The following is a 21,095-nucleotide window of genomic DNA, read 5'->3' as shown; positions in this document are numbered from 1 at the left end:
GTCAGCCCCCGAAGCCGAGCTTCGCGAGCACGATATCGAGCAACCGGCTATCCGCGATGCTCGCCGCGCGCGGGCCGAGCCCACCGCATTCGAGGCAGCGCGCCTGGATGCCGGTCGTCGTCGCGAGCCGTTTGACGTCGCCGATCGCGCGCGCCAGCGTCGCGCGCCGGTCCCCCGCGATCCGCGCGAACGCGTCGGTGCCCACGGTATCCTCATCGTCGTCCTTGTCGCGCAGCGACTTGGCGAGTTCGGCGGCCCAGCCGGGCTTCTTTTCGAGATAGGTGGCATGGACCTTGGCGGGATCGAGCTTGGCGCGCCGCGCGGCTTCCGCGATCGCATCGTCGATCGTCCCGAACCGGTCGACCAGCCCAAGCTGGTGCGCGGTGCCGCCGTCCCAGACGCGGCCCTGGCCGATCTCGTTGACCCGCGCCGGCGTCATGTGGCGCGATTGCGCGACCCGCGCGATGAATTCGCGATAGCCGTTCTCGATCGTCGCCTGCAGGATCGCATCGAACGCGGGGCTCGTCCCGCCCAGGATGTCGGGCTGACCCGACAGCGGCGTCGTCTTCACCCCGTCGGTGGTGACGCCGATCTTGGCGAGCGTGTTCTCGAAGGTCGGGATGATCCCGAAAATCCCGATCGACCCGGTGATCGTCGAGGGTTCGGCGAAGATCACGTCGCCCGGGGTCGATACCCAATAGCCCCCCGACGCCGCGAGCCCGCCCATCGACACCACCACCGGCAGCCCCTGGCGCTTGGCCTCCAGGATCGCGAGCCGGATCTTCTCCGATGCCAGCACCGATCCGCCCGGCGAATCGACCCGGACGACCAGCGCCTTGAGGTTTTTCTTGGCGAGCCCCTTCAGGATCGCGTTGGCGATCGTGTCGCCATGCGCGGTGCCAGGCCCGCCCTTGCCGTCGACGATCTCGCCCGCGATGGTGACGACGCCGATCGCGTCGCCCGCGGTCGGCAGCGGGTGTGCGCCGAGATAATCGTCATAGTCGATCGTGTCGTACCAGCCCGCGGGCTTGGCATCGTTGCCACCGACGATCGCGGCGACGCGGCGCCCGAACGCGACCTTGTCGCCCAGCTTGTCGACCAGCCCCGCGGCCAGGTTGGCCTTCGACACGTCGCCGTTGGCGGCCAGGATCGGCGCTTGCGGGTTGGCGAGGAACGGCGCGATCTGCGCCTTGGGCCGCGCGGTCTTCACCGCCTCCTGCCAGTCGGCGAACAGCACGCCATACAATGCCTGGCTCGCCTCGCGCGCCTCGGGGCTCTGGTCGCTGCGGGTATAGGGTTCGACGAACGATTTGAACTTGCCGACGCGATAGACGTGGGCGTTGACGCCGAGCTTGTCGATCAGCCCCTTGTAATAGAGCTGGCTGCCACCCGGCCCTGCGAACATCGTGCCGCCCAGCGGGTCGACCCAGATTTCGCTGGCGTTGGCGGCGAGGCGATAGCCGCCGTCGGTATAGCCGGTCGCATAGGCGAGCACGGGCTTCCTGGTGTCGCGGAACCGGCGGATCGCGTTGCCGACCTCGTTCAACGTCGCCGGATACGCACCCCCGAACCCGTCGAGGTCGAGCACCAGCGCCTTGACGCGATCGTCGCTGCGCGCGGCGTCGATGGTGCGGATCAGGTCGCGCGCGCGGAACTGGCGCGCGATCGGCTGGCCCGACAGCGCGGCGAACGGCGCGGGATCTTCGGGCTGTTCGACGATCGCGCCGTCGAGATCGAGCACCAGCGCGCCGTCGTGGATCGGCTTGCTGCCGGGGCGTGCGTTCAGCGCGGCGAACAACAGGCCGAAGAACAGCAGCATCGCGATGAGCACCAGCCCATCCTTGATCGCCACCAACAGCTTCCATGCGCCACGCAGCAGTTTCACGTCATTCTCCTCGGTCGCAGCGATCTAGCCGGAAGTGTCATGCCGGAGCAATACGCTTCTTTCTGGCACGGGATGACGTGTCGTCTCAAATCCCCCCTGGCGGGGGAGGATCGAAATGGCGCTCGGGCGCGCGCGAAGAATCAGCAGCACCGCCCGCATCCGCCTGCTAGGCACCCGCCACCATGACCGCGCTTGTTCCGATTCCGCCGCTCACCGGCCCCGCCCCCGCTACTGCGCGCGGGGAGCTGGCGGCGCTGGTGGCGCTCGCGTCGCCGCTGGTCGTGGCGAACCTGCTCCAGATGGCGGTCTATGCGGTTGATGTCGTGTTCGTCGCGCGGCTGGGGACGGTCGAACTCGCCGCCGCGACGCTCGGCGTCTATCTCTATTCGGTGATGATGTGGGCACTGGTCGGGCTGGTCGGCGCCGCCGCGCCGGTGATCGCCGCCGAGCTCGGCCGCCGCCGCCATGCGGTGCGCGAGGTGCGGCGGTCGTTCCGGATGTCGCTGTGGCTCGCGGTGCTCGGGGCGCTACCCTTCCTCGTCGTGCTGGCCCAGGGCGAGACGCTGCTGCGGCTGGCGGGCCAGGACCCGGTCGTCGCGGCGCGGACCGGCGCGTTTCTCGATATCCTGTTGTTCGCGATGATCCCCTCGATCGCGGCCGCGGCGATGCGCGTCACCGCCGCCGCGCTGGGGCGGCCGGGCTGGGCGACCGCGGTGACCGCGCTGGCGCTGGGGGTCAACCTGCTCGGCAACTGGCTGCTCGTCTTCGGGCATTGGGGGTTCCCCGCGCTCGGGCTCGAAGGCTCCGCGATCGCCAGCGTCATCACCAGCACCGCGATGCTGCTCGCCTATGTCGTGATCCTCGTCACCGATCGCCGCATCCGGCGGTTCCGGTTGTTCGGCAACTGGTGGCGCACCGAATGGTCGCGGCTCCTCGAGATCGTCCGGATCGGGGTGCCGATCGCGCTGACGATGACGTTCGAGGGCGCGTTGTTCAGTTCGGCGGGATTCCTGATGGGGTTGTTCGGCGTGACCGAGGTCGGCGCGCACGCGATCGCGCTCCAGATCGCGGCGGTGGCGTTCCAGATCCCGTTCGGGATCGCGCAGGCGGCGACGATCCGCGTCGGGATGGCCTATGGCGCGCTCGACCGTGCGTGGATGGCGCGTGCGGGCTGGGTCGCGCTGGCGCTCGGGATCGGCTGCATGGTCGTCACCGCGGCGCTGCTGTGGCTGCTGCCGCGGCTGTTCATCAGCGTCTATATCGACGTCGATGCCCCCGCCAACGCCCGGCTCGTCGCGCTGACGCTGCAATATCTGACGATCGCGGCAATGTTCCAACTGTTCGACGGCGGGCAGGCGGTCGCGGCGGGGGTGCTGCGCGGGCTGCAGGATACCAGGGTCCCGATGTTGATCGCGCTGTTCGGCTATTGGGTGGTCGGGTTCGGCACCGCGCTGGCGCTCGGCTTCTGGGCGGATTGGCAGGGCGTCGGGATCTGGGTCGGCCTCGCGGCGGGGTTGTTCGCGGTGTCGCTGCTCCTCATCTGGCGGTGGCACCGCCGCGATGCGCTCGGGCTCACCCCCGATGCGCTCGCCGACGCAAAATTGTTGGCGATTTCGCAGGCCGCGGCCATTGACGCCCGATGAACGGGTACACATATGCGGGGCGCTGGCACTCGACTCGTTTGAGTGCCAAAAAACTGTCACGAACCAGATAAGAGGGTATCCGCAATGAACTTTCGTCCGTTGCACGACCGCGTGCTCGTTCGCCGCGTCGAGGCCGAGGAAAAGACCGCTGGCGGGATCATCATCCCCGACACCGCCAAGGAGAAACCCCAGGAGGGTGAAGTCGTCGCCGCCGGTGCCGGCGCGCGCAACGAAGCGGGTGAAGTCCATCCGCTCGAAGTGAAGACCGGCGACCGCATCCTGTTCGGCAAATGGTCGGGCACCGAGGTCAAGGTCGACGGCGAAGAGCTGCTGATCATGAAGGAATCGGACATCCTCGGCATCGTCGAGGGCTGATTTCTGCCCCGACACGGCGCCGCGCAAACACCCGATTCCGTGTCAACTTCGTCAAACTCACATTTCTGAAAGGGTAGCCAACATGGCAGCCAAGGACGTAAAATTCGGCCGCGACGCGCGTGAGCGCATTCTTCGCGGCGTCGACATCCTCGCCGATGCGGTCAAGGTCACGCTGGGGCCGAAGGGCCGCAACGTCGTCATCGACAAGAGCTATGGCGCACCGCGCATCACCAAGGACGGCGTCACCGTCGCCAAGGAGATCGAGCTCAAGGACAAGTACGAGAACATGGGTGCGCAGATGCTGCGCGAAGTGGCCTCGAAGACCAACGACAACGCCGGTGACGGCACCACCACCGCGACCGTCCTCGCCCAGGCGATCGTTCGCGAGGGCATGAAGTCGGTTTCCGCGGGCATGAACCCGATGGACCTGAAGCGCGGGATCGACCAGGCAGTCGAAGCCGTCGTCGCTGACATCAAGGCGCGCTCGAAGCCAGTTTCCGGCACGCGTGAAATCGCGCAGGTCGGCATCATCTCGGCCAATGGCGACAAGGTCGTCGGCGAGAAGATCGCCGAAGCGATGGAAAAGGTCGGCAAGGAAGGCGTGATCACCGTCGAGGAAGCCAAGGGCCTCGAATTCGAGCTCGACGTCGTCGAGGGCATGCAGTTCGATCGCGGCTATCTGTCGCCGTACTTCATCACCAACCCGGAAAAGATGACGGTCGAACTCAACGATCCGTACATCCTGATCCACGAGAAGAAGCTCAGCAACCTGCAGGCGATGCTCCCGATCCTGGAAGCCGTCGTCCAGTCGGGTCGCCCGCTGCTGATCATCGCCGAGGACATCGAGGGTGAGGCGCTCGCCACGCTCGTCGTCAACAAGCTGCGCGGCGGCCTCAAGGTCGCAGCGGTCAAGGCACCCGGCTTCGGCGATCGTCGCAAGGCGATGCTCGAGGACATCGCGATCCTGACCAAGGGCGAGATGATTTCGGAAGACCTCGGCATCAAGCTCGAGACCGTGACGCTCGGCATGCTCGGCACCGCCAAGCGCGTGTCGATCGACAAGGACAACACCGTCATCGTCGATGGCGCTGGTGATTCCGACACGATCAAGGGCCGTACCGAAGCGATCCGCCAGCAGATTGAGAACACGACCAGCGATTACGACAAGGAGAAGCTCCAGGAGCGTCTTGCCAAGCTCGCGGGCGGTGTTGCGGTCATCAAGGTCGGCGGCGCGTCCGAGGTCGAGGTCAAGGAGCGCAAGGACCGCGTCGACGACGCGCTTCATGCAACCCGCGCCGCGGTCGAAGAAGGCATCGTCCCCGGTGGCGGCACCGCGCTGCTGTACGCGACCAAGGCGCTCGACGGCATGGCCGGCGACAACGACGACCAGACCCGCGGCGTAGACATCGTCCGCAAGGCGCTGACGTCGCTGGTTCGCCAGATCGCGCAGAACGCCGGGCATGACGGTGCGGTGGTGTCGGGCAAGCTGCTCGAAGGCAACGATCCGTCGATCGGCTTCAACGCGCAGACCGACAAGTACGAAAACCTGGTCGAATCCGGCGTGATCGATCCGACCAAGGTCGTTCGTACCGCGCTGCAGAATGCAGCCTCGGTCGCAGGCTTGCTCATCACGACCGAAGCGGCCGTCAGCGAAATGCCCGACGACAAGCCCGCCATGCCCATGGGCGGCGGCGGCATGGGCGGCATGGGCGGCATGGACTTCTGATCCGAATGGGGCCTGGACCAGCGACGCTGGCTCAGGACTCCCATTGGATCGGCCAGCCGGTCGGCTCCGCCGATCCGGTCTGACGTCCCAGCACCGGCTTTGCCGGTGCCCATATCGACGTTCGGAAACAGGGCCGGGGGAGCGATCCCCCGGCCCTTTTCTTGCCTATCTGCGCCGCACCCCCGAGCACCCCTATCGACCCGCGCGGCGCGGTCGTGCAGAAGCGCCGCCAAGGAGACGAGCTAGATGCGCAGAGCGATCACGATCGGAACGATGGCGCTGGCGATCGCGCTGGCGGGCTGCGGCTCGCCGTCCGACACCCCCGCGGCGGCACCCACCGCCAGCGAGCCCGCCAAGCCCGCCTTCGCGGCGGATGGCCCGGCGGTGATCGCTGCGGTCCGCTCGTTCGGCTCACCGTGGAACGAGGCGCGCACCAGCGAACCGATGGTCGATACCAGGACTGGCGGCACCGTGCGCGTCCTGAACGGCGCCACCGGCAGCGCGCAGATCTTCAGCCGCCGCGACGGTAAGGTGTGGCAGGTCAAGCTGGTGACCGGCGCGCCCAACCATTGCGGCGTCTCGCAGCCGTTGCTCGCCGCGCTGCCCAAGCTGGCCGCGGTGCTGACACCCGGCACGACGATCAGCGATGCGGATCGCAATACCGCGAGCGACGGACTGCTCACGCTCGGTCGCAAGACCCACGAGATGTCGGGCATCGCGGTGACGACGCAGGGCGGATGCACCCATTGGCTGACGCTCGCGGTGCCGGAGGTAACCCCAACGGCGCCCTGACCGCCGCCGCCGCGATCAGTCGCGCTTCATCGCCTCGATCAACGCCTTCACCTCTTGGCTGCGCCCCCGCGGGATCACCAGGATGTCGTTGCCGCTCGCGACGACGATCAGGTCCGACACCCCGACCAGCGCCACCCGCGCGCCGTCGGACCGGACCAGGCAACCCTGGGTATCGATCGCGATCACCTCACCGCGATGCGCGTTGCCCGCGTCGTCCTGCGCGCTGATCGCGTGGAGCGCATCCCAGCTCCCGACATCGTTCCACCCCATCGCGACCCGCACCACCGCGACCCGCTCCGCGCGTTCCATGACCGCATAATCGATCGATTCCGCGGGCGCAGCGGCGAACCGTTCCGCGTCGGGATAGATCCGCGTGCCCTCGCGCACCGCGGCGTCCATCGCGGCCTTGGCAGCGGCGAGCATGGCGGGTTCGAAAGCGGCCAGTTCCTCGAGGAAGCGATCGGCGCGGAACAGGAATATCCCCCCGTTCCAGGCATGATCGCCCGCGGCCAGCATCGCCTCCGCCTTTGCCTGCGGGGGCTTTTCGACGAAGCGCGCGACGCGGTGGACGCCCTCGCCGATCGCCTCGCCGATCCGGATCCAGCCATAGCCCGTCTCGGGCGCGTCGGGCTCGATCCCGAAGGTCGCGAGCCAGCCCTGTTCGACCAGCGGCAGCGCGGCGTGGACCGCGGCATGAAAGGCGTCGACATCGCCGATCACATGGTCCGACGGCATGACCAGCAATGGCGTGTCGCCCCCGCCGACGGCGAGTGCGGCGAGCGCGATCGCGGGGGCGGTATTGCGCGCGACCGGTTCGAGGATCAACGCTTGCGGGTCGGCGCCGACCGCGCCCAACTGGCGCTCCACTTCGTCGGCGTGCGCGGCGTTGGCGACGACGATCGGCGCGGCAAAGCCTGCGCCGTGAGCGCGCCCCGCGGTCAGCTGCAGCATCGTCTGGTCCGCGGTCAGCGCCAGCAATTGCTTCGGGTGTTCCGGGGTCGACATCGGCCATAGCCGCGTCCCCGATCCGCCCGACAGGATAACGGGAACGATCGTCGTCTCGGCCATGAATCCTCCACTACCGCTTGCCATGAAGCCCAGGATAACGCGTGGCAAGCGATCGGGATCAATTGTGCCGACCCCGCATCTCCGTTCAGCCTTTATTTGCCTTTTGGTGCGATGCCCCAGTGTCGGAAAGTTTTACATGAGGTCCGTCGGAAGCGCTGAAACGATGATCCGGATCTTCAAACATTACCTGCCCCACGCAGTCCTGTTGCTCGGCATCGTCGATGCCGCGTTGCTGATCACTGCTGCGGAGATCGGCTGGGTGCTGCGGGCCCGCCAGATCGGCATGCACGTCGCGCCGATCTCCACGCGTATCCCGCAGCTCGTGTCGTTCGCCGCCGCGCTCCAGATCGCGCTGGTCGCGGTCGGGGGCTATAGCGCCGCGTCGTTCCTGTCGCTGCGGTTCGCCGCGGCGCGGCTGGCGGTCGCTGTGTCGCTGGGTGTCGTGTTCCTGTCGCTGATCTTCTTCCTGTTTCCGACGCTGTCGCTGTGGCGGTCGAGCCTGTTCTATTCGATGCTGCTAGCGATCACCCTGCTCGTCGCGGTGCGTGCCATCCTCGGCAAGGCACTGGGGGGCGATCGGTTCAAGCGTCGGATCGTCATCCTGGGGGCGGGGACGCGCGCGGCACGGATCGAGACACTGGCCGAAAAACCGGAGGCCAATTTCATCGTCGCGGGATTCGTCGCGATGGGCGAATCCGCACCGGCGGTGCCCGGTGCGGTGCCGCGCGATGCGATCGCGAACCTCGCGGCACATGTCGTCCAGCTTCGCGCGACCGAGGTCGTGCTGGCGCTCGAAGAGCGGCGCAACGCGCTGCCGCTCAAGGACCTGCTCCGCGTCAAGACCACCGGCGTGCTCGTCAGCCAGATCTCGACCTTCCTCGAACGCGAGACCGGACGCATCGACCTCAACAGCGTCGATCCGTCCTGGCTGATCTTTTCCGATGGCTTCGCGTCGGGACGAATGGTGTCGAGCGTCGTCAAACGCGCGTTCGACATCCTCGCCAGTTTGGTGCTGCTCGTCGCGACGCTGCCGATCGTCGTGATCGCCGCGATCGCGATCAAGCTCGAATCGCGCGGCCCGGCCTTCTATCGACAGCGCCGGGTCGGGCTCTACAACCAGTCGTTCGATATCCTGAAACTCCGCTCGATGCGCGCGGACGCCGAGATCGGCGGGAAGGCGGTGTGGGCCGCCGAGCGCGACCCGCGCGTCACCCGGGTCGGTCGGCTCATCCGCCAGGTGCGGATCGATGAGCTTCCCCAGGCATGGACCGTGCTGAAGGGCGAGATGAGCTTCGTCGGCCCGCGCCCCGAACGGCCGCACTTCGTCGACCAGCTCGAACAACAACTTCCCTTCTATGCCGAACGCCACATGGTGAAGCCGGGGATCACCGGCTGGGCGCAGATCAACTACCCCTATGGCGCCTCGATCGACGATGCGCGCCACAAGCTGGAATATGATCTCTATTACGCCAAGAACTACTCACCCTTTCTCGACCTGCTGATCATGCTCCAGACGCTGCGCGTTGTGCTCTGGCCGATCGGCGCGCGATGATCGCAGCGCTCGTCCTGTGGGGTCATGCGCTCGCCGCGCTGGCGTTCGGATTGCTGGCGCTCGGTCAGGCCAATCGGGCGCGCGGTGACTGGCCCAAGGCCGCGCTCGTCACGGCAATGGCCACGACGAGCCTGTGGGCGCTCGCGGTCGCAGGAATGGAGTCGCGCGATATCGCCACCCAGATCGCGCTGACCGTCCGCGACGTCGCGTGGTTCGCGGTGATGGGGATGCTCGTCCGCCGCCACCGCAGCGCGGGGCTCGCGCTGGTGTCGGTCTATGCGGTGGCGGTCGGCATGACGATCGCGAACGCCGCGCTGGCGCTCGTCGCTACTGCGCCGATGGAACCCGCGGGGCTGGAGGCACTCGCGACCGCGGGCTACGCGTGTCGGATGATGGGTGCCCTGGCAGCGCTGGTCCTGGTGCATCATCTCGACAGCGCCGCCGATAATGGCACCCGCTGGCTTGCCAGGCCGCTTGTTGTGATCCTGGCCGCGCTGTGGGGCGCGGATCTGCTGACCGCGGCGTTCGGCTACCTGGGGAACGGCGTGCCGTCGTCACTGGCGGCGGTGCGCGGGTTCGTCCTCAGCGCGGCGGCGGTACTGTTCGGGATCGCGGCCAGGGATGGCGGCGAATCGCGGTTGGCGGTGTCGCGGGGCGTCGCGATGAGAGCGCTGACCGTGGTCGCGCTGATCGCCTATGCGGGCGTCACGATCTGGTTGACGACGCTCGCAAGGCACGCGCCCGCCGGCTACGCCCGGATCGTCCAGACCGCGATCGTACTGGGCTCGGCAACCGCGCTGATGACACTGGTTTCGACGCCCTGGCTGCGCGCCTGGACCCGCGTGAAGCTCGCCAAACACCTGTTTCGCCATCGCTACGACTATCGCACCGAATGGCAGCGATTCACGACGACGCTGGGTTTGCCCGGCCCCGGCGCGGACCCGCTCGACCGGCGCATCGTCAAGGCAATCGCCGATCTGACCGATGCGCCCGCGGGACTGCTGTTGATCCCGCACGCAGGCGGGCTCGAACCCGCGACGAGCTGGCGCTGGGATGGCAGCGGTGAGGTCGGGACCGATCTGGCGGCGTATCTCGAAACCACCTCGCGAATCGTCGAACTCGACATGGTTCGTCGCCAGCGGGTCGATGCAGTCGAGGCGGCGGCCATCCCGGACTGGATGATCGCGCGGGCCGATGCGTGGATATTGGTGCCGCTGATCCACCATGCGACGCTGGTCGGCGCGATCCTGCTCGCGCGACCCCCGGTGGACCGGGCGCTGGATTGGGAGGACCTCGACCTGTTGCGCGTCGCCGGGCGCCAGGCGGCGAGCTATCTTGCGGAGGATCGCGCGCACGGTGCGCTCGCCGATGTCCAGCGGTTCGACGAATTCAACCGGCGCTTCGCGTTCATCCTCCACGACATCAAGAATCTGGTGAGCGGGCTGACATTGGTCGCGCGCAACGCCGAACGCCACGCCGACAACCCCGAATTCCGTGCCGACATGATCGCGACGCTGCAGGATTCGGTCGCGCGGATGAACGGGTTGCTCGCCAAGCTGTCGCAGCATCACCAATCGTCGGTCGAGCCGACCCAGCCGGTCGATGTCGCGGCGCTCGCGACACGGCTGTCGGCGCCGCGCCGCGCGCAACACCGGATCAAGGCTGCGGGCCGCGGCATCGCGCTCGCGCAGCCGAACCGGCTCGAGCAACTGCTCCGCCACCTTATTCAGAACGCGGTCGAGGCGAGCGCCCCCGCCGATCCCGTGACCATGCAGGTCACCTCGATCGACGGGCGCGTATCGATCGAGATCGCCGATCGTGGCTGCGGGATGTCGCCAGCGTTCGTTCGCGACCAACTGTTCCGCCCGTTCGCGTCTTCCAAGCCCGATGGCTTCGGCATCGGCGCCTATGAAGCCCGCCAGCTCGCCGAGGCGATGGGCGGCAGCATCGCGGTCGATAGCGAGGAAGGCGTGGGGACGCGTTTCCGCGTGTCGCTGCCTGCCGCCCCCGCATGGGAGGCCGCGGCATGAGCGACAAGCCGGTATTGCTGGTCGTCGAGGACGACGCCGCGCTCCAGCGGCAGTTGCGCTGGGCGTACGACGGCTATGAGGTCGTTTGCGCGGGAACCCGCGCCGCCGCGATCGATGCGGTGCGCGCGCACGAACCCGCGGTCGTCACGCTCGATCTGGGCCTGCCGCCCGATCCCGACGGCACCAGCGAAGGCTTCGCCACGCTGGCCGAGATGCTGGCGCTGAAGCCCGATACGAAGGTGATCGTCGCCTCGGGGCACGGCGCGCGCGACAGCGCCCGCCACGCGATCGCGCAGGGGGCGTGGGATTTCTACGCCAAGCCGATCGACATCGACGCGCTCGGGTTGATCGTGTCGCGTGCCTTCCACGTCCACGCGCTTGAAGCAGAGAACCGCCGCCTCGCCGCGCGCGGCGACGCGGGGTTCGGCGGGTTGATCTACGCCTCGCCCGAAATGACGCGGACGGTGCGGACGATCGAGCGCGTCGCCCCCGCCGACGTATCGGTGATGCTGCTCGGCGCGAGCGGGACGGGCAAGGAACTGCTCGCGCGCGGGCTCCACGATATGTCGTCGCGATCAGGCGGGGCGTTCGTCGCGATCAACTGCGCCGCGATCCCCGAAACCTTGCTCGAAAGCGAACTGTTCGGGCATGAAAAGGGCGCATTCACCGGCGCGGTGCGCACCGTCGAAGGCAAGATCGAACAGGCCAGTGGCGGCACGCTGTTCCTCGATGAAATCGGCGATGTCCCGCTCGCGCTCCAGGTCAAACTGCTCCGCTTTCTGCAAGAACGCGTGATCGAGCGACTCGGCGGCCGCAAGCCGATCGCGGTCGACACCCGCATCGTGTGCGCGACGCACCAGGATATCGACGCGATGGTGGCCGCGGGCAGCTTTCGCGACGACCTCTATTACCGCCTTGCCGAGATTGTCGTGCGGATCCCCGCGCTTGGCGAACGCAGCGGCGATGCGGGATTGCTTGCCCGCCATTTCGTCACACGCCACGCCGCCACGATGAAATCGGCGGTCACCGGACTTGCCCCCGATGCGCTCGCCGCGATCGATGCCTGGGGCTGGCCGGGCAACGTCCGCGAGCTCGAAAACCGGATCAAGCGCGCGGTGATCATGGCCGACGGCAAGACCGTGACCGCCGCCGATCTCGATCTCGACGACAGCCTCACCGACGCGCTGCCGCTCAACCTGCGCACGGTTCGCGAGATCGCGGATCGCAAGGCGATCCGTCATGCGCTGTCGCGGTCGGACGGCAATATCGCGGGCGCCTCGCGGCTGCTCGGGGTCAGTCGGCCGACGCTGTACGATCTGCTCAAGACCTACGACCTGCATGGCTGACACCGCCTATCCGCTGCTCCGCGCGCACCGGCGGCGATCCGCGCGGTCGTGGGGGATTCCGCAGATCGGGATGCGGTCGATCACGCTCGTCATCGTCGCCCTGGTGCTCGCTGTCAGTGCGGTGATCGCGTTGCGTCGCCACGATGCCACCGATCCCCGCCAGGCGCTGGTCGAGGCGGCGGCGGCGATGGCGCGCGGCAACTACAGCGCCGCACGCAACGATGCGATGGCCGCGATCGCCGCTGACCCCTCGTTGCCCACCGCACATCTCGCGCTGGCGCGCGCGTATGTGCAGCTCGGTGACGGGCTGGCCGCGGAGGCGGAACTGGCACGCGCCAACGATCAGGGCATTCCCGCGACGCAGACCCGGGGAGCGCGCGCGCGCGCGCTGTTCCTGCAGGGCGATCTCGATCGGGCGCTGGCCGAATCCGTCGCGGCAATGCCAACCGACCCGATGGCGATTCGGACTCATGCCCGCATCCTCGCGGCGCAGGGACAGCGCGCCGCGGCGGAGCGCCTGCTGGCGCCATCGCTGACGCGCGACCGATCGGCGGCGCCGGCGTGGGTCGATCTGGCGTGGATCAGGCTCGATGCGGGGGATATCGGTAGTGCCGCGGTGGCGGCAACGCGCGCGGCGACGCTGGCACCGCGTGATCCCGCCGCGCTGGAGATTCAGGGTCAGGTCGTCCGGGTCCGCTACGGGCTCGTCGCCGCGCTGCCCTGGTTCGAGGCGGCGTTGCGGCGCGACGCCTATTATCATTCCGCGCTGATCGAATATGCCGCGACGCTCGGTGACCTCGGTCGCCATGCCGACATGCTCGCCGCGACCCGCAAGGCGCTTGCCGCGCGGCCCGGCAGCCCGCAGGCGCTCTATCTCCAGGCGACGCTGGCGGCGCGCGCGGGGCGGATCACGCTTGCACGCTCGCTGCTCCAGCGCGCGGGACCGATCGATGAGCGGGTCGCGGGTGCGATGCTGCTCGCCGGGGCGGTGGACTATGCCGATGGTCGTTCCGAACAGGCGATCGGCGCGTGGCGACGGTTGGTCGAGCGTCAGCCGATGAACTTGTCCGCCCGCCGCCTGCTCGCCGCCGCGTTGCTGCGGTCGGGGGATGCGCAAGGCGCGCTCGACATGCTCGCCCCGATGCTCGCGCGCGACGATGCGGACAGCTATTCGCTGACGGTGGCGGCGCGGGCGTCGGAACGCTTGGGTGACCGCGTGCGAGCAGGACGGCTGCTCGATCGTGCGGCCACCGGCACCAGCCAGCCCTCGCGCGCCTTCGCGATCGACGGTACGCTCGCCTCGTTCGCGCAGGATGCCGCACGCGCACCCGCGGATCCGTCGCTCGCGGTGGCGCTGATCCGTGCACGGATCGATTCGGGCGATGCCGACATCGCCATCGACCAGGCGCGCGATCTGGTCGCGCGTTCGTCCGGCGACCCCGCGATGCACCGCGCGCTCGGCGATGCGTTGGTCGCGCGCGGCCGGGTCGGCGAGGCGATCGACGCCTATACGCGCGCGGCCGACCTCGCGTTCGACGAACCGACGATGCTCCGGCTGGTCGATGCGCTGGGTCGGACCGGGCACGCAAGGGAAGCCGCCGCGACGTTGGCGCTGTATCTCCAGCAAAATCCGCAAAGCATCGTCGCCCAACGGCTCCGCGCGCATTGGCTCGTCGCCAGCGGGGCGGGCGCAACGGCGATCGAACCGCTCGAGGCGGTGCGTCATATGGTCGGCAACCGCGACGCGGCGCTGCTCGCCGACCTCGCGCTGGCCTATGTGGCGGCGGGCGACGGCGCGGTTGCGCACCGCTATGGCCGCGCTGCCTACGCGCTCGCGCCGATGAACGTCGCGGTCGTCGATGCCTATGGCGTCGCGCTCGCGGCGGATCAGCGGGTCGACGATGCGCGACAAATGTTGGTGAAGGCACGCGCGCTCGACCCCGGCAACGCCACGGTCGCCGCGCACCTCGCACAGATCAGCCGCTAGGGTTGCGGCGCGCGGGCGGCGCGGTCATGATTTGGCGATGACCGAGGATTATCTGCGCCGCATCGCCGATGCGCTCGATCGGCTGGCGCCCCCGCCCGCTGCAACCGCGGACCTCGCGGCGCATCCCGCCTATGTCTGGCGGCGCGGCGGGATCGCGGCCGCGCGCAACTTCGCGCCATTGCCGGTCGACCTGCTGATCGGGATCGACCGGCAGAAGGCGGCGCTGGTCGAGAATTGGCGGCGACACGCGGCGTGGGGGGCGGCGCACGACGTGCTGCTGTGGGGCGCGCGCGGCTCCGGCAAGTCGGCCTTGGTCAAGAGCGCGCTCGCGCAGGTGCGCCGCGACGGCGGCGACATCGCGCTGATCGACGTGGCGACGCACGACGATCTACCGGCGCTGTTCGCGCTGCTCGGCGATTTCGACCGGCGCTTTGTGCTGTTCCTCGACGATTTGGGGTTCGACGGGACCGCGGGCGCGCGGTGGCTGCGATCGCTGCTCGACGGTGGCGCCGAGGCGCGGCCCGACAATGTCCGGCTCGCGGTGACGTCGAACCGCCGCCACCTGCTGCCGCGCGACATCGCCGAACAGGCGAGCGCGATCAATCCGCGCGATGCGGTCGACGACCAGCTCGCCCTGGCCGACCGGTTCGGGCTCGCCCTCGGTTTCCACGCGCTCGACCAGGACGGCTATCTCGCGATCGTTGCTGCCTATGCCGCGCATTACGCGGTCCAGGCCCAGCGGGACGACGCGCTCGAATGGGCGATCCGGCGGGGCAGCCGCTCGGGCCGGGTCGCGTGGCAATATATCGTCGATGCCGCCGGGCGCGCCGGACAGCGACTGCACGATCATTGACGCACAGCTGAGTCCCACCAGTTACGCAACGTCTCGCTCCCTGTCGCCACGGCCGGGCATCACCAGCCACCCCGGCCCGTCTTACGCCGCTCGTCGCCGAGCAACCCGCTCCCGCGTGAACACCCCCGCATCCGAGGAGGCACGCCATCCGTATTAAGGAACTGTAAATTCGCGAAATCTATTCCATGCTCGGGTGACGGCGAACAGGATGGCATGATCATGGCGATGCAGAGGCTGTTCCGTTCGACCGCGATCGCGCTCGCGCTGATGCTCGCCGCGTGCGGGGGCGGCGGTGGTGGCGGGGTCGCCAGCACGCCAGCCCCCCCGGTTGCGACGATTCCCACCCCGACTCCGACACCGGTGCCCGCACCAAGTCCTACCCCCGCGCCCACCCCGACGCCGGCGCCCGGGTTCGACACAAGCGAATATCGCGCCACCGTCGGCGCAGTGTCGATGAACGCGCTCGCCGCCTACCAAAAGGGCGCGACCGGGGCGGGCATCAACCTCGCGATCATCGACAGTGGCGTCGACCTCGACAGCGCCGAATTCGGGAGCCGCATCTCGGCGGCATCGCGCGACGTCGCCGGCAACGCCACGATCGACGACCAGGACGGCCACGGTACTGCGGTCGCCTTTACCGCGGCGGGGCGACGCAACGACGCGGGCACCCATGGCGTCGCGTTCGATGCGACGCTCGTCGTGCTCCGCGCCGATACGCCGGGCAGTTGCGCCGCCGCGAGCGCGGGCAGCAACGATTCGGGATGTAGTTTCGATACCGACGCGATCGCACGCGGGGTCGATGCCGCGCGCACCGCGGGCGCTCGGGTCATCAACCTGTCGCTCGGGGGATCGGCGATGCCCCCCGCGCTGGCCGCGGCGATCGGTCGCGCGACTGCGGCGGGGATCATCGTCGTGATCGCGGCCGGCAATGACGGCAGCGCCAATGTCGATCCGTTCGCGGGGGTCGCAACCAACGACGCGGTCGCGCGCAACCTCGTCATCGTCGCGGGGTCGATCGGCAGCGGCGATGTGATCTCGTCGTTCAGCGACCGTGCGGGCGACGCCGCCACCCATTATCTCGCCGCGGTCGGCGAGCAGGTCCGCGCACCCGATGCCAGCAACACCGCCTATCTGTGGTCGGGCACGTCGTTCGCCGCGCCGCAGATCTCGGGCGCGATCGCGCTGTTGGCGCAGGCCTTTCCCAACCTGTCGGGCGCGCAGATCGTCGACCTGCTCTATCGTACCGCACGCGATGTCGGCGCGGCAGGGGTGGACAGCGTCTACGGCAACGGCGTGATCGATCTCACCAAGGCGTTCCAGCCGGTCGGTACCGCGTCGCTCGCGGGGACCAAGACCGCGGTCTCGCTCGCCGGCAACGCGACGCTGTCGGCGCCGATGGGCGATGCCGCGACCGGGCCACTCGGCGCGGTGATCCTGGACCGCTACGCACGCGCCTTCGCGATCGATCTCGCCACCACGATCCAGCGAACCGCGCCCGATCCGGTGCTCCTCGGCGCGCTGCAGTCGCGGGTGCGCACCGTCGCGGCAGCCCGCGGGGGCATGACGATGGCGATCACGCTCGCCCCGCGCGTGCACGGCGAGGTCGCGCTCGAACGCACGATGCTGACCGGCGAACAGACCGACAGCGCGCGCGCGATCGCGGGCCTCGTCACCCAGCGTATCGATGCGAAGACCAGCATCGCGCTCGGCGTGGCCCAAGCCAGCGGCGTCCTGACCGCGCAACTCGTCGGTCGGAGCGACCCCGCCTTCCTCGTCGCCACTGCCGGTACGATGGGATTCCGCAACCAGGCGCGTTCCGCCGGCGCGATCCGGCACGACATCGGTGGCATCGGGATCACCGCTGCGATCGAGAGTGGCGACGTGATCGCGCGCGCGGGTGACGCGATCGGCGGCCCGGCGGCTTGGCGGCACTCGCCGTACGACCAGGCTACCGTCGGCTTCGATACGCATCTTGGCGCGGTGGCGACGACGCTCGCCGCTACGACACTGGTGGAGCGCGACACCTTGCTCGGCGCGCGCTTCGACGGCGGGCTCGGCGCGGCGCACGCGACCACCCGGTTCCTCGACGCCAGCGCGCGCTGGGGATTCGGGACCGGTTGGTCGCTTGGCGCCACCGCACGGCGCGGCTGGTCGGCAGCGCGGCTCCGCGGTGGTGTCGGCGGCCACGGCGTGCTCGTCACCGAGGCCTATGCCGCCGATATCGGCAAGGACGGCATCTTCGGCGGCGACAGCATCGGCCTGCGGATCGCCCAGCCGTTGCGCGTCGCGCGCGGCGGGATCGATTATTTGCTCCCGACCAATTATGATTATGGTTCGCAGTCGGTCGACGCCTACACCGCGCAATTCCTCAATCTGGCGCCGACGGGCCGCGAGATCGATGTCGAGGCGCGCTATCGCATCCTGATGCCCGGCGGCGAACTTCAGACCAACCTGTTCTGGCGGCGCGACCCCGGCAACGTCGCGGCGCTACCCGACGATTACGGAATGGCGATCCGCTACGGCATCGGCTTCTGACGCCCGTTCCCCGGTCGTTTCGGCCGCCTCACCTGGCGCGGATCGGGCTGGCATTGCGCGCGCCAATCCCCACATCCGCGTAATGACCAGGCTCTCCCTTCTCGATCTCGTTCCCGTCGTCGAAGGCGGCACCGTGTCGCAAGCGCTCGCCAACGCCGCCGATCTCGCGCGTCACGCCGAATCGCTCGGCTTCGCGCGCTACTGGTGCGCGGAACATCACGGCATGCGCGGCATCGCCAGCGCCGCGACCTCGGTCGTGCTCGGCCATGTCGCCGCCGCGACCAGCAGCATCCGCGTCGGTGCGGGCGGGATCATGCTGCCCAATCACGCCCCGCTCGTCATCGCCGAACAATTCGGCACGCTCGACGCGCTGTTCCCCGGTCGCATCGACCTGGGGCTGGGCCGCGCACCGGGGTCCGACCAGCGCGTCGCGCGCGCGCTGCGCCGCACGCTCGAAACCGACGCGAATGCCTTCCCGCAGGACGTGCTCGAGCTGCAAAGCTATTTTGCCGATGACGGCCAGACCGGGATCAGCGCCACCCCCGGCGCGGGTGCGGAGATCGAGATGTGGATTCTCGGCTCCAGCCTGTTCGGTGCGCAGCTCGCCGCCGCGCTTGGGCTGCCCTACGCCTTCGCCTCGCATTTCGCCCCCTACGCGCTCGACCAGGCGCTCAGCGTCTACCGCCGCGATTTCCGCCCGTCGTTGCGCCTCTCGAAACCCCATGTCATGGCGGGCTTCAACGTGTTCGCCGCCGACACCGATGCCGAGGCCGAACTGCTCGCGAGTTCGCAACAACAATCGTTCGTCGCGTTGCGCACCGGCAATCCGCGCCAGCTGCCCCCGCCGGTCGCGGGCTATCGCGCCAGCCTCGGCGCGCAGGGATCGGCGATCCTCGATCACGTCCTGCAATGCAGCGCGGTCGGCAGCCCCGCCACTGTCGCGCGCGCGCTGGCCGCGTTCGTCGAGCGCACCGGGGTCGACGAGATCATGGTCGCGAGCGCGATCTACGATCACGACGCGCGCAAGCACAGCCTGACGCTGACGGCCGAGGCGGTGGAGGAACTGAAGATCGCGGCCTAGGTTGCCGCGGGTAGCCGCAGCCGTACCATCAGCCCGCCGAGATCCTCGCTCTCCTCGAGGCTCACTGTGCCCTCATAGATCTCGGCGACATCGCGGACGATCGCGAGCCCCAGCCCGGTTCCCGGCTTGCCCGAATCGAGCCGCGCGCCGCGATCGAAGATCCGCACCCGCTGTTCCTCGGGGATGCCGACGCCGTCGTCCTCGATCAGGAATTCGACGAACCCGGCCTGCGCGCCGACGGTCACGAACACGCTGCCACCGCCATATTTCGCGGCATTCTCGATCAGGTTGCCGAGCATCTCGTCGAGGTCCTGGCGCTCGACGTGAACCGACAGCGTCTTGGGGCCGTCGACGTCGATGCGGACGTGGCGATAGAGCCGCGCCACCGCGCGCTCGACCGATTCGAGGCTCGGCCACACCGCCGCGCGGCTATGCGCCGATCCGCGCCGCCCGACCGCGCGCGCGCGCGCGAGGTGGTGGTCCACCTGCCGCCGCATCGTTCGCGCCTCGCGGATCACGGTGTCGCCCAGATCGTCGGCGTTGGCGGTCGCGGCGTTCATGATCACGGTCAGCGGCGTCTTGAGCGCATGCGCCAGATTGCCCGCGTGGCGGCGCGCCTCTTCCGCCTGGCGTTCGTTGTGCGCGACCAGCGCGTTGAGTTCCTCGACCATCGGCGCGACCTCGTCGGGCATCGCGCGCGTCAGCCGGTTCGACTGCCCCGCGCGCATCCGCGCGATCTCCTCGCGTACCTTCCTCAGCGGCCACAGCCCGTAAAAGGTCTGGAGCGCCGCGAGCACGATCAGCCCCAGCGCCAGCAGCGCGAAGCTGCGGATCAGCGTCCGCCGCAGCACCGCGACCTGCGCATCGAGCCCATCGGTGCGTTGCGCGACCTGAAACCGCCAGCGCACCGCCGATCCCGGCAACGTGACATCGCGTTCGGTCACGCGCAGCTTTTCATCGTCGAATTGCGTGCTGTCGTAGGCGTGCACCTTAAGGTCGGTGTGCTGGCTCCCGTACGCGAGCCGCCGGTCCCACATCGACCGCGACGTGAAATCCTCGTGGCCTGGTGCGGAGACCTCCCAGTACAGCCCCGAATAGGGCTCGATGAACCGCTGGTCGGCGGCTTCGCGCGAAAACCGCACCTCGCCGTCCGGCCCGATCTCCGCCGAGACGATCAGCGCGGTCAGGACATATTCGAGCTGATCGTCGAAATTGCGCGTCACCGCGGACACCAGCACGCGGTCGAGCGCGAACCCCCCACCCGCGAGCAACAGCGCGATCCACGCCGCCGCGATCACGATCATCCGCCGCGACAGCGAACCGGTCGTTTCGACGGCGCCGCCCTCGCCCAGATCCTGCGCCGCGCCCGCCCACATCGCCCAGGCGATCGCGACGCAGCCGCCCGCGAACGCGATCCGCCCGGACCAATCGGTGGCGAGGCCGATCCACAGCCCCGCGATGCACAGCGCGATCCCGGCGAGCAGCGCGAGGATCAGACCAGGACGCCGCAGTCCCAATGCCGACATCCGGCCTGCGGACATCCTGAACCGCATGGTTTACGCGTCGGGGTCTTCGAGGCTGTAGCCGAGGCCCCGGATCGTCGTGATGACCTCCTGCCCCAGCTTCTTGCGGATCCGCGTCACGAACACCTCGATCGTGTTCGAATCGCGATCGAAATCCTGGTCGTAGATATGTTCGATCAGCTCGGTGCGGCTTACCACCTTGCCCTTGTGATGGAGCAGGTAGGAGAGCAGCTTATATTCCTGCGCGGTCAGCTTGACCGGCTCGCCCGCCTTGGTGACCTTGCCCGATCGGGTATCGAGCCTGACTTCGCCCGCGGTCAGTTCGGACGAGGCATTACCGCTTGCGCGGCGGATCAGCGCGCGCAGCCGCGCGATCAACTCCTCGGTCTGGAACGGCTTGGCGACATAATCGTCCGCGCCCGCATCGAGCCCTGCGACCTTGTCGGACCAGCTGTCGCGCGCGGTCAGCACCAGCACGGGCGTCGTCTTGCCTTCCTTGCGCCAGCGGTCGAGCACGGTCAGCCCGTCGATCTCGGGCAACCCCAGATCGAGGACGATCGCGTCATAGCTTTCGGTCGATCCCAGGAAATGCCCCTCTTCGCCGTCGGTGGCGAGGTCGATCGCATAGCCTGCACCCTCGAGCGTGCTCTTGAGCTGCTGGCCGAGATTGGGTTCGTCCTCGACGATCAGAACGCGCAT

Annotated in this window: 15 protein-coding genes; 11 read left to right on the top strand and 4 right to left on the bottom strand. The window is 68.7% G+C overall.

Translation table 11 applies throughout. The annotated features are described in order from the left end of the window. Window position 1: 1 nt before the first annotated feature. Entirely contained in the window at window positions 2–1,885 is a 1,884-nt protein-coding gene (gene sppA, locus EAH84_RS01790; protein ID WP_140866749.1) for a signal peptide peptidase SppA, read from the bottom strand. A gap of 182 nt (window positions 1,886–2,067) precedes the next feature. Here sppA and EAH84_RS01785 point away from each other — a divergent pair, with 182 nt between their 5' ends. From EAH84_RS01785 to EAH84_RS01770, 4 genes are all read left to right on the top strand, one after another. Continuing rightward, window positions 2,068–3,528 (top strand): MATE family efflux transporter, encoded by a 1,461-nt coding sequence (locus tag EAH84_RS01785; RefSeq protein ID WP_140866745.1) that lies wholly within the window; start codon window positions 2,068–2,070, stop codon window positions 3,526–3,528. Between the two features lie 84 nt (window positions 3,529–3,612). Further along, a complete protein-coding gene (groES, locus tag EAH84_RS01780) occupies window positions 3,613–3,903 on the top strand; it encodes a co-chaperone GroES (protein WP_140866742.1) in 291 nt (96 codons plus the stop codon). An 82-nt stretch (window positions 3,904–3,985) separates the two neighbouring features. Then, entirely contained in the window at window positions 3,986–5,629 is a 1,644-nt protein-coding gene (gene groL / locus EAH84_RS01775) for a chaperonin GroEL (RefSeq protein ID WP_140866739.1), read from the top strand. Window positions 5,630–5,875: 246 nt separating this feature from the next. Then, window positions 5,876–6,421: a hypothetical protein gene (locus EAH84_RS01770; RefSeq protein ID WP_140866736.1), complete on the top strand. Its 546-nt coding sequence runs from the start codon at window positions 5,876–5,878 to the stop codon at window positions 6,419–6,421. A gap of 15 nt (window positions 6,422–6,436) precedes the next feature. Here EAH84_RS01770 and EAH84_RS01765 read toward each other — a convergent pair whose 3' ends face one another. Next, window positions 6,437–7,489, bottom strand: a complete 1,053-nt coding sequence (locus EAH84_RS01765; RefSeq protein WP_140866733.1) for a mannose-1-phosphate guanylyltransferase/mannose-6-phosphate isomerase — start codon at window positions 7,487–7,489, stop codon at window positions 6,437–6,439. A gap of 163 nt (window positions 7,490–7,652) precedes the next feature. On the opposite strand from EAH84_RS01765, the gene EAH84_RS01760 reads away from it, so the two are divergent. The 7 genes from EAH84_RS01760 to EAH84_RS01730 all read left to right on the top strand — a co-directional run bounded on the left by EAH84_RS01760 (window position 7,653) and on the right by EAH84_RS01730 (window position 18,873). Further along, a complete protein-coding gene (locus EAH84_RS01760) occupies window positions 7,653–9,041 on the top strand; it encodes a TIGR03013 family XrtA/PEP-CTERM system glycosyltransferase (protein ID WP_140866731.1) in 1,389 nt (462 codons plus the stop codon). Continuing rightward, the gene (gene prsK / locus EAH84_RS01755) at window positions 9,038–11,071 is read left to right on the top strand and encodes an XrtA/PEP-CTERM system histidine kinase PrsK (RefSeq protein WP_170209829.1); all 2,034 of its coding nucleotides are present in this window, start codon (window positions 9,038–9,040) and stop codon (window positions 11,069–11,071) included. The genes EAH84_RS01760 and prsK overlap by 4 nt, the downstream gene beginning before the upstream one ends. Further along, a complete protein-coding gene (gene prsR, locus EAH84_RS01750) occupies window positions 11,068–12,417 on the top strand; it encodes a PEP-CTERM-box response regulator transcription factor (protein WP_140866728.1) in 1,350 nt (449 codons plus the stop codon). Before prsK ends, prsR begins: the two co-directional genes overlap by 4 nt. Next, window positions 12,410–14,404 (top strand): tetratricopeptide repeat protein, encoded by a 1,995-nt coding sequence (locus EAH84_RS01745; protein WP_140866725.1) that lies wholly within the window; start codon window positions 12,410–12,412, stop codon window positions 14,402–14,404. Before prsR ends, EAH84_RS01745 begins: the two co-directional genes overlap by 8 nt. A 37-nt stretch (window positions 14,405–14,441) precedes the next feature. Beyond that, entirely contained in the window at window positions 14,442–15,257 is an 816-nt protein-coding gene (locus EAH84_RS01740; protein WP_140866722.1) for a DUF815 domain-containing protein, read from the top strand. Between the two features lie 219 nt (window positions 15,258–15,476). Further along, on the top strand, window positions 15,477–17,792 hold the full coding sequence (locus EAH84_RS01735) for a S8 family peptidase (RefSeq protein WP_241656401.1): 2,316 nt from the start codon (window positions 15,477–15,479) through the stop codon (window positions 17,790–17,792). Window positions 17,793–17,874: 82 nt separating this feature from the next. After that, window positions 17,875–18,873, top strand: coding sequence for an LLM class flavin-dependent oxidoreductase (locus tag EAH84_RS01730; protein ID WP_140866719.1), 999 nt, complete (start codon window positions 17,875–17,877; stop codon window positions 18,871–18,873). Here the strand turns inward: EAH84_RS01730 and EAH84_RS01725 are convergent. Further along, the gene (locus EAH84_RS01725) at window positions 18,870–20,249 is read right to left on the bottom strand and encodes a sensor histidine kinase (RefSeq protein WP_241656423.1); all 1,380 of its coding nucleotides are present in this window, start codon (window positions 20,247–20,249) and stop codon (window positions 18,870–18,872) included. The two genes, EAH84_RS01730 and EAH84_RS01725, sit on opposite strands and share 4 nt — an antisense overlap. A 180-nt stretch (window positions 20,250–20,429) precedes the next feature. Then, a complete protein-coding gene (locus tag EAH84_RS01720; protein ID WP_140866716.1) occupies window positions 20,430–21,095 on the bottom strand; it encodes a response regulator transcription factor in 666 nt (221 codons plus the stop codon).

The sequence above is a fragment of the Sphingomonas oligophenolica genome, assembly GCF_006438955.1.
Lineage (GTDB): Bacteria > Pseudomonadota > Alphaproteobacteria > Sphingomonadales > Sphingomonadaceae > Sphingomonas > Sphingomonas oligophenolica_A.
Note: the sequence above shows the minus strand (reverse complement) of the source record. Positions and strands in the feature narration are given on the sequence as shown.

Excerpts from the sequence above, each read along its gene's own strand:
- EAH84_RS01720 (WP_140866716.1), bottom strand. The coding sequence starts at position 21,095 with ATGCGCGTTCTGATCGTCGAGGACGAACCCAATCTCGGCCAGCAGCTC.
- prsK (WP_170209829.1), top strand. The coding sequence starts at position 9,038 with ATGATCGCAGCGCTCGTCCTGTGGGGTCATGCGCTCGCCGCGCTGGCG.
- EAH84_RS01735 (WP_241656401.1), top strand. The coding sequence starts at position 15,477 with ATGGCGATGCAGAGGCTGTTCCGTTCGACCGCGATCGCGCTCGCGCTG.
- EAH84_RS01765 (WP_140866733.1), bottom strand. The coding sequence starts at position 7,489 with ATGGCCGAGACGACGATCGTTCCCGTTATCCTGTCGGGCGGATCGGGG.
- EAH84_RS01745 (WP_140866725.1), top strand. The coding sequence starts at position 12,410 with ATGGCTGACACCGCCTATCCGCTGCTCCGCGCGCACCGGCGGCGATCC.
- EAH84_RS01725 (WP_241656423.1), bottom strand. The coding sequence starts at position 20,249 with ATGTGGGCGGGCGCGGCGCAGGATCTGGGCGAGGGCGGCGCCGTCGAA.
- groES (WP_140866742.1), top strand. The coding sequence starts at position 3,613 with ATGAACTTTCGTCCGTTGCACGACCGCGTGCTCGTTCGCCGCGTCGAG.
- EAH84_RS01785 (WP_140866745.1), top strand. The coding sequence starts at position 2,068 with ATGACCGCGCTTGTTCCGATTCCGCCGCTCACCGGCCCCGCCCCCGCT.
- EAH84_RS01760 (WP_140866731.1), top strand. The coding sequence starts at position 7,653 with ATGATCCGGATCTTCAAACATTACCTGCCCCACGCAGTCCTGTTGCTC.
- EAH84_RS01770 (WP_140866736.1), top strand. The coding sequence starts at position 5,876 with ATGCGCAGAGCGATCACGATCGGAACGATGGCGCTGGCGATCGCGCTG.
- EAH84_RS01740 (WP_140866722.1), top strand. The coding sequence starts at position 14,442 with ATGACCGAGGATTATCTGCGCCGCATCGCCGATGCGCTCGATCGGCTG.
- prsR (WP_140866728.1), top strand. The coding sequence starts at position 11,068 with ATGAGCGACAAGCCGGTATTGCTGGTCGTCGAGGACGACGCCGCGCTC.
- groL (WP_140866739.1), top strand. The coding sequence starts at position 3,986 with ATGGCAGCCAAGGACGTAAAATTCGGCCGCGACGCGCGTGAGCGCATT.
- EAH84_RS01730 (WP_140866719.1), top strand. The coding sequence starts at position 17,875 with ATGACCAGGCTCTCCCTTCTCGATCTCGTTCCCGTCGTCGAAGGCGGC.